At 44.9% G+C, this 13,948-nt stretch carries 15 protein-coding genes; 9 read left to right on the top strand and 6 right to left on the bottom strand.

Annotated features, from left to right (window positions below):
- Positions 1-22 precede the first annotated feature (22 nt).
- Positions 23-1,179 (top strand): IS3 family transposase gene (locus tag AC0VXX_RS00130; RefSeq protein ID WP_475515219.1). Its coding sequence is split into 2 segments (ribosomal slippage): positions 23-260 and positions 260-1,179, totalling 1,158 coding nucleotides; the frame shifts between segments, so codons are not numbered across the junction.
- 364 nt (positions 1,180-1,543) lie between these two features.
- Positions 1,544-2,191 (top strand): glutathione S-transferase family protein, encoded by a 648-nt coding sequence (locus AC0VXX_RS00125; RefSeq protein WP_475515424.1) that lies wholly within the window; start codon positions 1,544-1,546, stop codon positions 2,189-2,191.
- A gap of 29 nt (positions 2,192-2,220) precedes the next feature.
- On the opposite strand, the gene AC0VXX_RS00120 is transcribed toward AC0VXX_RS00125, so the two are convergent.
- On the bottom strand, positions 2,221-2,751 hold the full coding sequence (locus AC0VXX_RS00120; protein WP_475515423.1) for a thioesterase family protein: 531 nt from the start codon (positions 2,749-2,751) through the stop codon (positions 2,221-2,223).
- A 176-nt stretch (positions 2,752-2,927) separates the two neighbouring features.
- The gene (gene hemG / locus AC0VXX_RS00115) at positions 2,928-3,461 is read right to left on the bottom strand and encodes a menaquinone-dependent protoporphyrinogen IX dehydrogenase (protein ID WP_475515422.1); all 534 of its coding nucleotides are present in this window, start codon (positions 3,459-3,461) and stop codon (positions 2,928-2,930) included.
- Between the two features lie 265 nt (positions 3,462-3,726).
- On the opposite strand from hemG (AC0VXX_RS00115), the gene AC0VXX_RS00110 reads away from it, so the two are divergent.
- Positions 3,727-4,032, top strand: a complete 306-nt coding sequence (locus AC0VXX_RS00110; RefSeq protein WP_028763438.1) for an ArsR/SmtB family transcription factor — start codon at positions 3,727-3,729, stop codon at positions 4,030-4,032.
- A gap of 24 nt (positions 4,033-4,056) precedes the next feature.
- Here AC0VXX_RS00110 and hemG (AC0VXX_RS00105) read toward each other — a convergent pair whose 3' ends face one another.
- From hemG (AC0VXX_RS00105) to pepQ, 4 genes are all read right to left on the bottom strand, one after another.
- Positions 4,057-4,584, bottom strand: coding sequence for a menaquinone-dependent protoporphyrinogen IX dehydrogenase (hemG, locus tag AC0VXX_RS00105; protein WP_475515421.1), 528 nt, complete (start codon positions 4,582-4,584; stop codon positions 4,057-4,059).
- The gene (locus tag AC0VXX_RS00100; RefSeq protein ID WP_475515420.1) at positions 4,584-6,041 is read right to left on the bottom strand and encodes a TrkH family potassium uptake protein; all 1,458 of its coding nucleotides are present in this window, start codon (positions 6,039-6,041) and stop codon (positions 4,584-4,586) included. Before AC0VXX_RS00100 ends, hemG (AC0VXX_RS00105) begins: the two co-directional genes overlap by 1 nt.
- Before the next feature lie 196 nt (positions 6,042-6,237).
- Positions 6,238-6,852, bottom strand: coding sequence for a YigZ family protein (locus AC0VXX_RS00095; RefSeq protein ID WP_475515419.1), 615 nt, complete (start codon positions 6,850-6,852; stop codon positions 6,238-6,240).
- Positions 6,853-6,865: 13 nt separating this feature from the next.
- The gene (pepQ, locus tag AC0VXX_RS00090; protein WP_475515418.1) at positions 6,866-8,188 is read right to left on the bottom strand and encodes a Xaa-Pro dipeptidase; all 1,323 of its coding nucleotides are present in this window, start codon (positions 8,186-8,188) and stop codon (positions 6,866-6,868) included.
- A gap of 282 nt (positions 8,189-8,470) precedes the next feature.
- On the opposite strand from pepQ, the gene fadB reads away from it, so the two are divergent.
- The 6 genes from fadB to AC0VXX_RS00060 all read left to right on the top strand — a co-directional run bounded on the left by fadB (position 8,471) and on the right by AC0VXX_RS00060 (position 13,816).
- Positions 8,471-10,621, top strand: a complete 2,151-nt coding sequence (gene fadB, locus AC0VXX_RS00085) for a fatty acid oxidation complex subunit alpha FadB (RefSeq protein WP_475515417.1) — start codon at positions 8,471-8,473, stop codon at positions 10,619-10,621.
- 21 nt (positions 10,622-10,642) lie between these two features.
- Entirely contained in the window at positions 10,643-11,806 is a 1,164-nt protein-coding gene (gene fadA, locus AC0VXX_RS00080; RefSeq protein ID WP_475515416.1) for an acetyl-CoA C-acyltransferase FadA, read from the top strand.
- Positions 11,807-11,922: 116 nt separating this feature from the next.
- Entirely contained in the window at positions 11,923-12,393 is a 471-nt protein-coding gene (locus AC0VXX_RS00075; RefSeq protein ID WP_475515415.1) for a GNAT family N-acetyltransferase, read from the top strand.
- Positions 12,394-12,403: 10 nt separating this feature from the next.
- Positions 12,404-12,886: a Cys-tRNA(Pro) deacylase gene (gene ybaK / locus AC0VXX_RS00070; RefSeq protein ID WP_475515414.1), complete on the top strand. Its 483-nt coding sequence runs from the start codon at positions 12,404-12,406 to the stop codon at positions 12,884-12,886.
- 141 nt (positions 12,887-13,027) lie between these two features.
- The gene (tusA, locus tag AC0VXX_RS00065; protein WP_110458777.1) at positions 13,028-13,273 is read left to right on the top strand and encodes a sulfurtransferase TusA; all 246 of its coding nucleotides are present in this window, start codon (positions 13,028-13,030) and stop codon (positions 13,271-13,273) included.
- An 87-nt stretch (positions 13,274-13,360) separates the two neighbouring features.
- A complete protein-coding gene (locus AC0VXX_RS00060) occupies positions 13,361-13,816 on the top strand; it encodes an MOSC domain-containing protein (RefSeq protein ID WP_475515413.1) in 456 nt (151 codons plus the stop codon).
- Positions 13,817-13,948 lie beyond the last annotated feature (132 nt).

Here is a 13,948-nt window from a genome sequence, read left to right as displayed (position 1 = left end):
AACTAGCGAAAAAGAGGTGTTCATGAACAATAAACGTTACCCCGAAAAATTCAAAATCGAAGCGGTTAAACAAGTTACTGTTGCCGGTCATTCCGTTGCTGACGTTGCTCAGCGTTTAGGGACTACCACTCATAGTCTTTATGCTTGGATTAAACGCTACGGCCCTGACTCTGAGGAGCACCAGCAGAAGTCTGCAGAGTCTGCTGAGATCAAACGATTACAGAAAGAGCTTAAACGAGTTACTGAAGAACGTGACTTGTTAAAAAAAGCCGCGGCGTACTTCGCAAGCCACCCCGAGTAAGATACGCCTTTATCCGAGAGCATCACCACAGCCATTCTGTGCGGCAACTTTGTCAGCTGTTTGATGTTCATCCAAGTGGGTATTACGCGTGGAGAAGCTGCAACAAATCGAATCGGCAACGCGATAATGAACGGCTCACAGGTCAACTCAAACAGTGTTGGCTAGAATCGGGTGGTGTTTATGGGTACCGTAAACTCCATCGGGATCTACGTGACCTTGGTGAACAGTGTGGTATTAATCGTGTACATCGTCTGATGAAACAAGCGGGACTGCGAGCACAAGTTGGTTATCGTAAACCTAGAGCTCCTGGCGGTGATCAACATGTGGTGACACCAAATCGCTTAGAGCGGCAATTTAACCCACTAGCGCCCAATAAAGCCTGGGTAACGGATATTACGTACATCAAAACACATGAAGGTTGGCTCTATCTTGGCGCGGTGATGGACTTGTTTTCACGTCGCATCATTGGTTGGTCAATGGGTAGTCGGATCACCAAAGAGCTTGCGTTAGATGCCTTACTGATGGCGGTGTGGCGTCGTAAGCCAGATGAAAGAGTCTTAGTGCATTCAGATCAAGGAAGCCAGTACACGAGTCATGATTGGAGTGAATTTCTGAGTGCTCATGGTTTGGAAGGTAGCATGAGTCGTCGAGGCAACTGCCATGATAATGCAGTGGCGGAGAGCTTTTTTCAACTACTGAAACGAGAACGGATTAAGCGAAAAATCTATGCTACAAGGGATGATGCTAAGATGGATATATTTAATTATATTGAGATGTTTTACAACCCGAAACGACAACATAGTTCCAATAATGGGCTATCACCGTTAGAGTATGAACGTCAATATTTTAATGAGGCTAAAAGTCGTCTAGTGAAGTAGTGGCGATTCACTCCCCGATTATTTGCTGAGCACTGCTATACACCAAGGAGCGCTAGTGCCACTACTCCCCAACTACCGACTACAACACAATACCGTTTACGCCGTGCATGGCTATCACCACACCATGCCACCTAAGATTAGATTAATATTGACGTTTTTACAGCGAAGATTGCAGATCTAAGCTAAGCATAAACAGTGCCTAAATCACAGATGACACAACGTGAATTTAAACATCTAGAAAGGTGCCAACACTGAATCAGTCAACCCCAAAAGCCACCATCAACTCACGCTAAAAATTCAACCCTATAGCGAAAAGCAGACTAAAGTTATAGTATCAATTGGCGGCGCATGGAGATGGGTTAAGATGGAACTGTTTTATCATCCCCTCTCCAGATATTCACAAAAAGTACTGCTGGCATTTTATGAAAAACAGGTCAACTTCTATCCTAGAATCATCGAACTCAGCGATCCTTATTCTCGCAACCGCTTTAAACAACAATATCCCTCAGGTAAATTACCGTTACTCAAAACACGCTCGGCCAAATTGCTGCCCGAATCCACTATTATCATCGAGTATATCGATCATCAATTCGCAACCGGCACCCAGCTAATTCCGACGGATTTTGAGCATGCATTACAGGTTAGACTATGCGATCGCATCATTGATAACGATGTAAGTAATAAGCTGTATACGCTCGAAAGAATGCAAACTCGAGCCGAGCAAGCCCCCTTAAAGATCAAACAACTTGAAAATGAAATTCATGCTAGCTTTCAAAGCTTAAATGAACAACTAAGCCATTATCACTGGCTATGTGGCGATGCTTTTACCATGGCAGATTGTGCTTTAATCCCATGTATCATGGGCGCCAGAAAGCGCTTTAAGCTATATCAATTCGATCAACTTGTTCGTTATCTTCATCAAGCAGAAACGCGTGGTTCATGGATACAAGTACAACAAGAGATTGAGCTGGCGAAGACGACAGCCCTGATAGGCTTTCGCCCTATTCCCTAGTGCTACCAACCCATTAATTGAAGGTGAAATTATAAATTACGTTCTTTTTTTAGCTGCAAAAAAGCCTTCCACTTTACCACCTCAGGAGGCAGCTCTGGCGCAGGACCGTCGAAACCGGCCTCTTTGACCATAGTAGCAATAGGTACCTGTTTGCGATCACACACAAAGACGCCGCGCACGTGAACGATGCAACGCAGGGTATTTTCACTCACAAACCGCTGCTCGACATAAAAATATTTTTCATCCCAACCAACGACCTTACTTTGCACTTCAAATTTTCTCAGCGGCTTAATGTCACGAATATAAGTAAATTCCGCCGCATTGACGATGGGCATCCATTTGAGCTTAAGAAAACGTTTCAGTAACCCCATTTCTGCCAACATGTAAGTTCTGGCCAGATCCATAAAAGCGGGATAACGAGAGTTGGTAAGGTGAAAGTTGATATCACAATCTAAAGGTAACGCACGGTAATCAATCTTACTGATGCCTAGAAAATCGATACTGCGACAATGGCGTACACGCCATAACATCAACCAAATCAAGCGAAAATACAGATTCATTACAATAATGTCCTTTAAAATGAAGCCGAAAGGCTAGCAGAGGTCATACCAGATAACAAGCAAGATATCGGCCTGTACTTAAGTCGTAATAGCACGCTAAATCACTGCGCCTTTAGAGACGTGTCGGGCACAAAAAAAGAGCCGTGATGGCTCTTTTAAACTCACTGTGATGCAATTTATTTAGTAAGGCTAATAAGATGCTCACCATATACTTTCACATCGTCCCAATCCGTGTAATCGATAACGGCTTTAGGGTCGGTTGGCCCATGAGTGATCTTCATGATCAGTTGGATCATCAATCTGTCATACCAACGCCAAGAGGGGTAATCGACCTTGCCTGCAATGACTTTGACATCTTTAGGTTTCCAAGGTGACAACTCAATGAATTTTTGCAGGTATTTATTGTTTTCAGGCACACGTTTCTCGGGATTACGCGCGACAACGTTAACACTAAAAAAGCTATTGGGTATTGAGGCTAGTTGCTGCTGATATTGAGTTGCAAAGGCAAATACCGATTTATCATAGCTGCCGTAAAGCACACAAGCGCCTAAGGCAACACAATCATACTTATCCCAATCAATCGTCTCGATATGCCCTATCTGCACCACATCGCATTGATGACCTTGCTGGCGAATATGTGCTGCAATTGCTTGGGTAATTTTGGCAGTATGTCCGCCACGAGAATAATAAATAAGTAACACTGAAGCCATATCGCACCCATAATCAAAAACAGTTAAATCGCATTGTTACAGCTTACTGCCATCAAAACATATTAATGGATCACAAATTAGTTAAGGTTTTTGTGAAATATGCCACCTAATGATTAAAAAATTCGCGATAAGATACACCTGCTAAGATACTGATTAAGCATGTAGACCCATCAATTGAGTTCGGACTGTAGACTGAGTATCATTGCCTTAACCTAGCCATTCAATTAGAGTTATCTAATCAAGCAGAGTATAAGAGACTAACTGTATGCAAAAAGATATCGATGTAGATACCATGGTCACCAATGCTCAGAGTGCTGCCAAATGGCTCAAGGCTATCGCCAATCCCTACCGCCTGATGATCTTATGTCAGTTGCTTGATAATGAACTCAGCGTCACGCAACTCAATGAAACCGTGCCTTTGAGCCAGTCGGCGTTATCTCAGCATCTGGCCGTACTCCGCGCCGAAGATCTGGTGGCGACACGCAAGAGTTCACAAATTGTTTATTACACCCTTAAAAATGAGCAAGTTACCGAGGTTATCTCGATTCTCTATAAGCGCTACTGCGCCTAAAGGTGTGTAGCGCTACTCGCTTTGTTATCGCTCACTAAAAGCTTTACCAAAGGCTTTTACCTTGTCCCAATCGGTAAATTCGAAGGTACCCGACGTATCGGTTGGCCCTTTAGTGATCCACATAATGAATCGAATCATAAGCTTGTCAAAAAAACGATATTTAGGGTAATCAATTTTACCGGCAAAGACACCAAGTTGCTGCGGCTGCCACAACGACAACTGTAAGAACTTTTTCATATAAGGGTTCGTTTCCGGTGTGTTTTTTTCCGGTTTTCTGGCCACCACATTGACGGTAAAAAAAGCATTTTTCTTGCTGTTTAACACGGCGCGATGACGGTTAACATACTGCAACAGTTCGGGCCTATGCTTGCCATAACGAATGCTCGCACCAATCAGTACCTTATCGAAATAAGACAGGTTAACTGCTTGCGCCTCCTCTAATGAAACCACTGTTACCATCTGAGTTTCTGCCTGACAGATCTCTTGGATTTGGTCACAAATTGCCTTCGTTTGTCCATCTACTGTCGAATAAATAATTAATGTACGGCTCATCAATTCTTCCAAAAAGTAGGTGTAAATAACACCAATAAAGTAAACACTTCTAAACGACCAAATAGCATCGCAACCACGAGCACCCACTTGGCTCCATCGCCGATACTGGCATAATTACTCGCCACCTCACCTAGTCCTGGACCTAAGTTATTTAAGCAAGCCGCGGTAGCACTAAAGGCGGTAATGTTATCCAGCCCTAGTGCCATCAGTATCAACATACAAACGACAAAAACAAGCGCATAGGCAGAAAAGAATCCCCATACCGCATCGATCACTCGATCTGGTAACGCCTTGCCATTAATCCGAATCGAAAACATCCCCCTTGGGTGAACCAAGCGCTTTAATTCACGTGAGCCCTGCAGTAAGAGTAAGATGACTCGCATCACTTTAATACCGCCGGCGGTAGACCCACCACACCCGCCAATAAAGCTAGAAAAAATCAGTAGCATTGGCAAAAATAGCGGCCACATGTGAAAGCTTTCGGTACCAAAACCTGCAGTGGTAGAGATGGATACCGCTTGAAACAGGGCAAAATCGAAGGTTTCTTCGGGACTATCATAGATACCCGAATGATATAAGGTCGCAAAACAGATCAGGGTAAGCATGAGCTGAACAACCAATAATGCCTTAAATTCGGCGTCACGAAAATAGACTTTTAAATTAATACCGCGGCGGGTAAATGCTGCAAAATGCAGACTAAAATTAAGTGCGGCAATCAATAAAAACACCACACACACCATGTTAATGGCCGTACTATCGAAGTAGCCCATACTGGCATCATGGGTAGAAAAACCGCCAATCGCAATGGTCGAAAATGAATGGCATATCGCATCAAATAAGTCCATTCCGGCAAGCCAATAGGCAAATGCACACGCGATGGTTAATGCTAGATAGATATACCATAAAGCTTTTGCCGATTCGGCGATTCTCGGAGTCATCTTACTGTCTTTAACAGGTCCAGGAATTTCGGCGCGATAAAGCTGCATTCCCCCAACACCCAATACGGGTAAGATGGCGACCGCTAGCACAATAATCCCCATGCCGCCCAACCATTGCAATAGATGGCGGTAAAACAAGATGGCCTTCGGCAGGTCGTCGAGTCCCACCAAAACCGTAGCACCGGTTGTGGTCAAGCCCGAAAAAGATTCAAAGAAGCTGTCTGCAAGAGATAAGTCTGGTTGGCTAGAGAAAATAAAGGGTACAGCACCAATCGATCCTAGCACGCCCCAGAACAACACCACGAGCAAAAAACCTTCGCGGGTACGTAGGTCTTTTTTATGGTGACGATTAGGATACCAAAGCAAAAAGCCGAGCAATAAACTCAGAAAAAAAGCCTGAATAAACGCAGCGCCACCACCATCTTTGTAAATCACGGCGACGAGGGCTGGGGGAAGTAGCGATAACGAAAACAACCCCATCAACAGTCCGGTAATTCTTATAATTGTTCTATATTGCATCTGGGCTTTCTATTAGTCCTTTAGCGGTATCATGCACAATCGACCATTTTCGCACACATTTATCATGCTGTTGTATAAAATTTATTACCCCAATACGTAACAAAACCAAGGCAATGATCAAAAAACCTGTGGTTTATTGCAGAAGCTGAGTTTATTACTTAATTCACTGATGTGAATCCTTGCTTGGATGATACTGTTACTCCTCAAACTGCACCTTCAATTGGCCCTGACTGATGGTCGCAAGCTCTTGCGCAAACGTTTGCTGATGCCCCTTGGGTATATCAAAATGTACCAGCACCTTATCTGAAAATATTTTGTCGGTGATCAGCCCTTCACCACGCACTAAAAAGTGTTCTACATCCTTAAGCTGATGATATTCACACACTAACTGACCGGGATAACGGATTAATTTAAGTTCGGTCTCCAGCTGCGCGAGCCCTTGCTTAATGCCCGCACTATAGGCTCTCACCAATCCACCGACGCCGAGCTTAGTACCACCAAAGTAGCGCACCACTATGGCACCAATCTCACCAATATTAGCCCCTTGTAACGTGGCTAACATCGGCCGTCCAGCACTCCCAGCAGGCTCACCATCATCGCTTGAGCCCATCGTTACTGTATTACAGGGCTCTGCGGCGATAAAGGCATAACAATAATGATTAGCTCCAGGATACTCAACCTTGAAGTTAGTAAGTGCACACTTCAGAGTTTGTTCAGATGAGCAATGAAACAGTACGGAGATAAAACGACTGTGTTTTATCTCCTGTTCTATCACTAGGCGCTGAGCCGGAATAAGATAACTTTCACTCAACTATTATTAACCCTTAACCGTGAAGACCTAAATTACGGGTCATATTTTCAGTATGATCATGGTGAACAATCACATTATCTTCAATACGGATGCCACCAAATGGACGTAACATAGCCACCGTATCCCAATTAATCTGTTGCTGACGAGTATCCTGCTTTAAGGTGTCGAGTAAGGTATCAATGATGTACAACCCAGGCTCAATGGTTAGCACTTGATTGGCTGCTAATGTGCGCGTGCAGCGTAAAAATGGGTGTGCCTCTGGCGCAGGAATATGAGTACCACGCTCATCATGCAAGAAGCCTCCCATATCATGTACCTGCAATCCAAGCATGTGGCCTAAGCCGTGAGGGAAAAACACACTGGTGATCCCCTGCTCTACCAAGCCCTGCTTATCACCAGTAGCTAAATTGAAATCCAGTAGAATTTGCGCCAATTTATGGTGAGTTTCTATGTGTAGATCAACATATTTTACCCCGGGTCGCATCATGTCGATAATCGCTAGCTGCAGTTGTTCCATCGCCACGATCAGCTCGCCAAAGCGATTTTTTTCAAAGGCGTAGGTGCGAGTAATGTCGGCGGCATAACCATGAAAGTTAGCACCGGCATCAATCAAAAAAGATAAACGCTGAGCAGGCACCTGATGCTCTAGTGCGGTGTAATGTAATATCGCAGCATTTTGGTTAAGTGCCACAATATTGCCATAGGGCATCTCATTTTCACTCTGATCAACCGCATTGAGGTAAGCTTGTTGGATTTGAAACTCGCTGCCGCCACCGTAAAACGCACTCTTAGCAGCCTCATGCCCTTTCACTGCAATTTCATTGGCTTTGCGCATGCAGGCTAGTTCATATTGTGTTTTCGTTGCACGATGATAGTGCAAATAACTCATTACGGCATCGGGATTACGCGATGTAAACCCTAATACTTCGGCAACCTCCAAATGTTCGCCAATATAGGCCCAGTTACCAATATCATTAGGCAAAAAATCGGCTATTTTGTCGGCTTTGGTGAGTAGCTTAACTTCAATTTCACTGGTCCAAAATGCATCAGGAAGGTCAGCCACTTTATGCCAAAAATCCACTGGACGATAAAAAATCAGCTGTGGTTTATCCTTACCATTAACCAATAACCAGCAATGGGGATTATCGATAACGGGTAACCACGCCTTAAAATGTGGATTAACCTTAAACGGGTAATCCATATCGTCTAAAAACTGACGATGAGGCTGACCTGAATGGATCACCAATCCAGACAGTTTTTCCCTCTCTATAATCTCAGCAACGCGATGATTTAACTCAAGGATATGGTCAGGGTAAAGGGTAGCTAAATTTTCCATGTCTATGTTCCTATTATTATTTTATGGCACACGTCTAGATGCTTAACACCTAGGCGTCAGTGGCGGCGACAATATTGACGTCAGTCTAACATAAAGCACAAAATTCAGCCTAACCGAAGAAAATTAAACAACCGTTTAAATTGGGTGTTGAAATTTTCTCGATTTAGACGCACACTGAGCAGCAACTGGTCAAATGATGGCCTGCTGTAAGATAGAGATTTTACCTACGCTATACAAAATCAATAGTAGGTAGTGCTCTTTAAAGCAATAAGGAAGCAAGCAATGATCTACCAAAGTCCTACGATTCAGGTTGAACAACTTGAAGACAATATCGCTCGGCTCTGTTTTAACGCCGCAGGCTCAGTGAACAAATTTGACAGAGAAACCTTAACGTCTCTCGATGCCGCATTAGATGCAATTAAGCAACAGCCAAACCTCAAAGGCTTAATGCTTGCGTCTGGAAAGGATGCATTTATTGTCGGCGCAGATATCACCGAATTTTTAGGTCTCTTCGCACAAGATGACGCCGTACTGCTCAATTGGTTAGAAGAAGCTAACAAGGTCTTTAATAAGCTGGAAGATTTGCCCTTCCCAACCATCTCAGCAATCAAAGGCTTTGCATTAGGCGGTGGCTGTGAAACCATTTTAGCAACCGATATGCGCGTGGCTGATACCACGGCTCGCATTGGTCTGCCCGAAACTAAACTGGGTATTATTCCTGGTTTTGGCGGCACGGTACGTCTACCTCGCGTCATTGGCGCAGACAACGCGCTTGAGTGGATCACCACAGGTAAAGATCAACGCCCAGAAGCGGCATTAAAAGTCGGCGCTATCGATGCTGTTGTTGCACCAGAAGCGCTAGAAGCCGCCGCGATTCAAATGCTTAACGATGCCATTGCCGAGAAGATTGATTGGCAATCACGTCGTAACCGTAAATTATCTCCACTCACGCTACCTAAGCTTGAAGCAATGATGTCATTTGCCACAGCTAAAGGCATGGTCTTTCAGGTTGCAGGCAAACATTACCCAGCCCCAATGGCAGCGGTTGATGTAATAGAGCAAGCCGCAGGCGCTAAGCGAGCTGAAGCGCTACAAATCGAACATCAGGCATTTCTTAAACTGGCTAAAACCGAAGTTGCTCAAGCACTTATCGGTATATTCCTTAATGATCAACTCGTTAAAGGAAAGGCAAAGAAAGCTTCTAAGCAAGCTAAACCCGTAAACAGTGCCGCAGTGTTGGGCGCAGGTATTATGGGCGGTGGTATTGCCTATCAAAGTGCCAGCAAAGGCACGCCAATCGTCATGAAAGATATCGCTCAGCCAGCACTTGAACTTGGTTTAGGCGAAGCATCTAAACTACTGACAGCGCAAATCAAACGTGGACGCTCGACTCCAGAGAAGATGGCTGCAGTACTGAATAACATCACTGCCACACTCGATTACAGTGCGGTAAAACAAGCCGATGTTGTTGTTGAAGCCGTTGTTGAGCATCCAAAAGTGAAAGCCACGGTATTGGCTGAAGTCGAAGAGCATGTCAGTGAAGATGCTATTATCGCCTCGAACACATCAACCATCTCTATCAACTTGCTAGCTAAGAGCCTAAAGAAACCTGAGCGTTTCTGCGGTATGCATTTCTTTAACCCAGTACACAAGATGCCTTTGGTTGAAGTTATCCGTGGTGAAAATAGTTCAGAAGAGACGATTGCATCGGTTGTGGCTTATGCTGCCAAAATGGGTAAAACCCCTATTGTTGTTAACGACTGCCCAGGCTTCTTCGTTAACCGCGTGCTATTTCCTTATTTTGCCGGCTTTAGTGGCCTACTTGCCGATGGCGCCGATTTTGCGGCTATCGACAAGGTAATGGAAAAGCAGTTTGGTTGGCCAATGGGCCCTGCTTATCTGCTCGACGTAGTAGGTCTAGATACCGGCCACCACGCACAAGCAGTGATGGCTGAAGGTTTCCCCGACAGAATGGGCAAAACCGGTAAAGATGCGATTGATGTAATGTTTGAAGCGCAGCGTTTTGGACAGAAAAATGCCAAAGGTTTCTATCAGTACTCTGTCGATCGCCGTGGTAAGCCAAAGAAAGATATCGATCCTGTGAGTTATGAACTCCTAGGTAATACCTTTGGTGAACTCAAAGAGTTCACCAAAGAGGAGATCATTGCTCGCACTATGATCCCAATGATTATCGAAACAGTACGCTGCCTCGAAGAAGGCATCATTGCCACCCCAGCTGAAGCTGACATGGGGCTGGTTTACGGTCTTGGTTTCCCTCCATTTAGAGGAGGTGTATTCCGTTACATCGACACCATGGGCGTAGCTAATTTTGTTGCATTAGCCGACAAATATGCTCACCTAGGCGGTCTGTACCAAGTAACAGACAAGATGCGTGAACTTGCTGCCAACAACGGTAGCTACTACCAAGCCTAATCAGCCGGAAGGAATAGAATAATGAAACAAGCAGTTATTGTAGATTGCATCCGTACTCCTATGGGCCGCTCTAAGGCTGGAGTATTTAGAAATGTTCGTGCAGAGACCTTGTCGGCCGAACTAATGAAAGCGTTACTGGTTCGTAATCCACAACTTGACCCAAATACCATTGAAGATGTGATTTGGGGTTGTGTGCAACAAACCTTAGAGCAAGGCTTTAACATCGCACGTAATGCCGCCCTACTGGCTGGTATTCCTAAGCAAGCAGGCGCTGTCACCATCAACCGTCTTTGTGGTTCATCAATGGAAGCCATGCATCAAGCTGCTCGCGCCATCATGACAGGTATGGGTGATACCTTTATCGTCGGTGGCGTTGAACACATGGGTCACGTGCCGATGAATCACGGTGTCGATTTCCACCCAGGCCTTGCCAATAACGTGGCTAAAGCCTCGGGCATGATGGGACTAACCGCTGAGATGCTTGGTAAGATGCACGGTATTACTCGCCAGCAACAGGATGAGTTTGCCGTACGTTCACATCAACGCGCCTATGCAGCCACCGTTGAAGGACGCTTTGCTAACGAAATCCATGCGATCGAAGGTCACGATGCTAGCGGTGCTCTTGTAAAGGTATATCACGATGAAGTCATTCGCCCAGAAACCACGCTTGAATCACTTGCAGGCCTTCGCCCTGTATTTGACCCTGTCAACGGCACAGTAACGGCGGGGACTTCTTCGGCACTGTCTGATGGCGCTTCGGCTATGCTGGTGATGGAAGAAGAGAAAGCGAAAGCGCTTGGTCTACCGATCCGCGCCCGCATTCGCTCTATGGCAGTTGCTGGATGCGATGCAGCGATTATGGGTTACGGCCCTGTTCCTGCCACACAAAAAGCACTTGCCCGTGCAGGCCTCACCATTAATGACCTTGATGTGATTGAGCTTAACGAAGCCTTCGCTGCACAATCACTGCCTTGTGTTAAAGATCTTGGCTTGATGGATGTGGTCGACGAAAAGATTAACCTTAACGGTGGTGCGATTGCACTGGGTCACCCATTAGGCTGTTCGGGTACACGTATCTCTACAACCTTAATCAATCTAATGGAAAGTAAAGATGCTAACTTAGGCTTAGCCACCATGTGTATTGGTTTGGGTCAAGGTATCGCAACGGTATTTGAACGCGTTTAACGCCAACTACCCATAACCGTTATATAAAATCGAGTAGTTAATGCTACTCGATTTTTTTTGGCTGTTTCACGTGAAACAGGCTTGAGAAAAGTTCGCCGTGATGAGAACAATAGCTGATGAACATTATCAATATTCAACCATTGGCTAATAGGCCAGAAGCTATCCCGACAATTGCTCATTGGTATCACTGCGAATGGGGACATCTTAAGGATACAAGCAGCCCAGATAAGCTGAATAAAACCCTCTCTGAGTATCTCAATCGTAATAAGTTACCTACCATATGGGTCGCAATCGATAAAGAAAACCTAATCGGTGCAATACAACTGAGACATCAAGAAAACCGTGACTACCCACAGGACTCCCATTGGCTAGGAGGAGTCTTTGTAGATCCTTTATACCGAAAACAAGGAGTCGCAACACAACTTATCCAACACGCCATTGAACAAGCTAAACGGCTCGAAATTAATGAACTATACCTACAGACAGAAAGTAAAAATGTCGGCCTTTATCACAGTCAAGGTTGGCAAACGATAGCTAAAATTCCTTATCATGCATTGACACTTTCTGTCATGCACCGACGCCTATAAAGAAAGAGCAATGACACCAGCAACCAAAGCCTTAGATAAAGCCAACATCAGCTACAGCCTTCACGAATATCAACATGATAGCAACGCCAAAGCCTTTGGCTTAGAGGCTGCAGAAAAACTTAACCTTCCGGTGGAGCAGGTCTTTAAAACCTTAGTCGCCCAACTGGACTCAGGTCAATTGGTGGTCGCCATCATCCCTGTCGATGAAAAGCTCAATATGAAGCGTTTGGCTAAAGCCGCCGCAGCCAAAAAAGCGGCCATGGCGCCTGCCGATGTCGTGCAGCGAGCCACAGGATATATATTGGGAGGGGTCAGCCCTATCGGCCAAAAAAAACGTCTCGTCACTTTTATTCATCAAAGTGCAGAAAAACTAGAACGCTGCTATATCAGTGGAGGGCGTCGCGGCTTAGATATTGGCATCACGCCACAAGATCTTATTCGCGCGACGAACGGTAAATATGCCTGGTTAACCGATAGTGATCCACTCGAGTAAACCATATAAAGAAGTTGTTTCACGTGAAACAACCCCCTTGAGTTCACAAAACCGTGCCCACATCTTGGCTTAGTCATGCCGCTAGCGTAATATTAGCTGCTTCTGTTTAAAGTGATTTTTTCATCTTCTAAGGTTGAATATATGAGTAATCCATTTTCAGACGCCCAACACCAACTCGATGCCATGGGACTTCGCTGCCCAGAACCAGTAATGATGGTTAGAAAGTCAGTTCGAAATATGAATGATGGCGAGACCTTATTGGTCATTGCAGATGATCCGGCAACCACCCGGGATATCCCCAGCTTTTGTGAATTTATGGACCATACCTTAATAGCCAGTAACACCGAAGCCGTACCATACCAATATCTGATAAAAAAAGGCTTATAGTCCATAAGAGTTTGCCCTTTTAGTAACACTTGCCAGCTGAGTCGAGCACAGTTTACACTGAGTGATAGTCATCAAAAGGACGGATAAATGGCAATTTTACAAGGCATTAGCTATAAAGTGGTCAAGCGCGGCCCAATGTTAGAAACCTCAACCGCATTGGTCACTACGAGCAGCGGCGTTGCCCAAGATATTTTTGGTAAACCAGGCAACAGACAAGTCACAGTGCTCTCATTCGACCAATGGGAGCAGACCTGCAAATCACTTAACGCTCAACTACCATGGACAACACGCAGAGCCAATTTACTGGTCGAAGGTGTCAGCTTTGGGCCGCAAGATGTCGGTAAAATTATGCATGTTGGAGATCTACAGCTTCTAGTTACAGGTGAAACCGATCCCTGCAGAAAGATGCAAGCAGCCTTCCCAGGCTTAGAGAAAGCATTAACTCCAGATTGGCGTGGTGGTGTCACCTGTAAAGTGCTCAATGACGCCACCATAGATATTGGTAACAAAGTGCATTTTAGTGAACAGCTGCAATTACTTTAATCGACGCCACACCTTTATTACCTCAGAACTAGCCACTGACACAAGTGGCTTGCATTCACTCTAGACTCTATTTCGCCATCTCAAATACCATTCATTTTCTGTCACATAAATTGGGTGTTACTGTTAACCAAT

Source organism: Shewanella sp. QJM3NY_23 (assembly GCF_056173105.1).
Note: the sequence above shows the minus strand (reverse complement) of the source record. Positions and strands in the feature narration are given on the sequence as shown.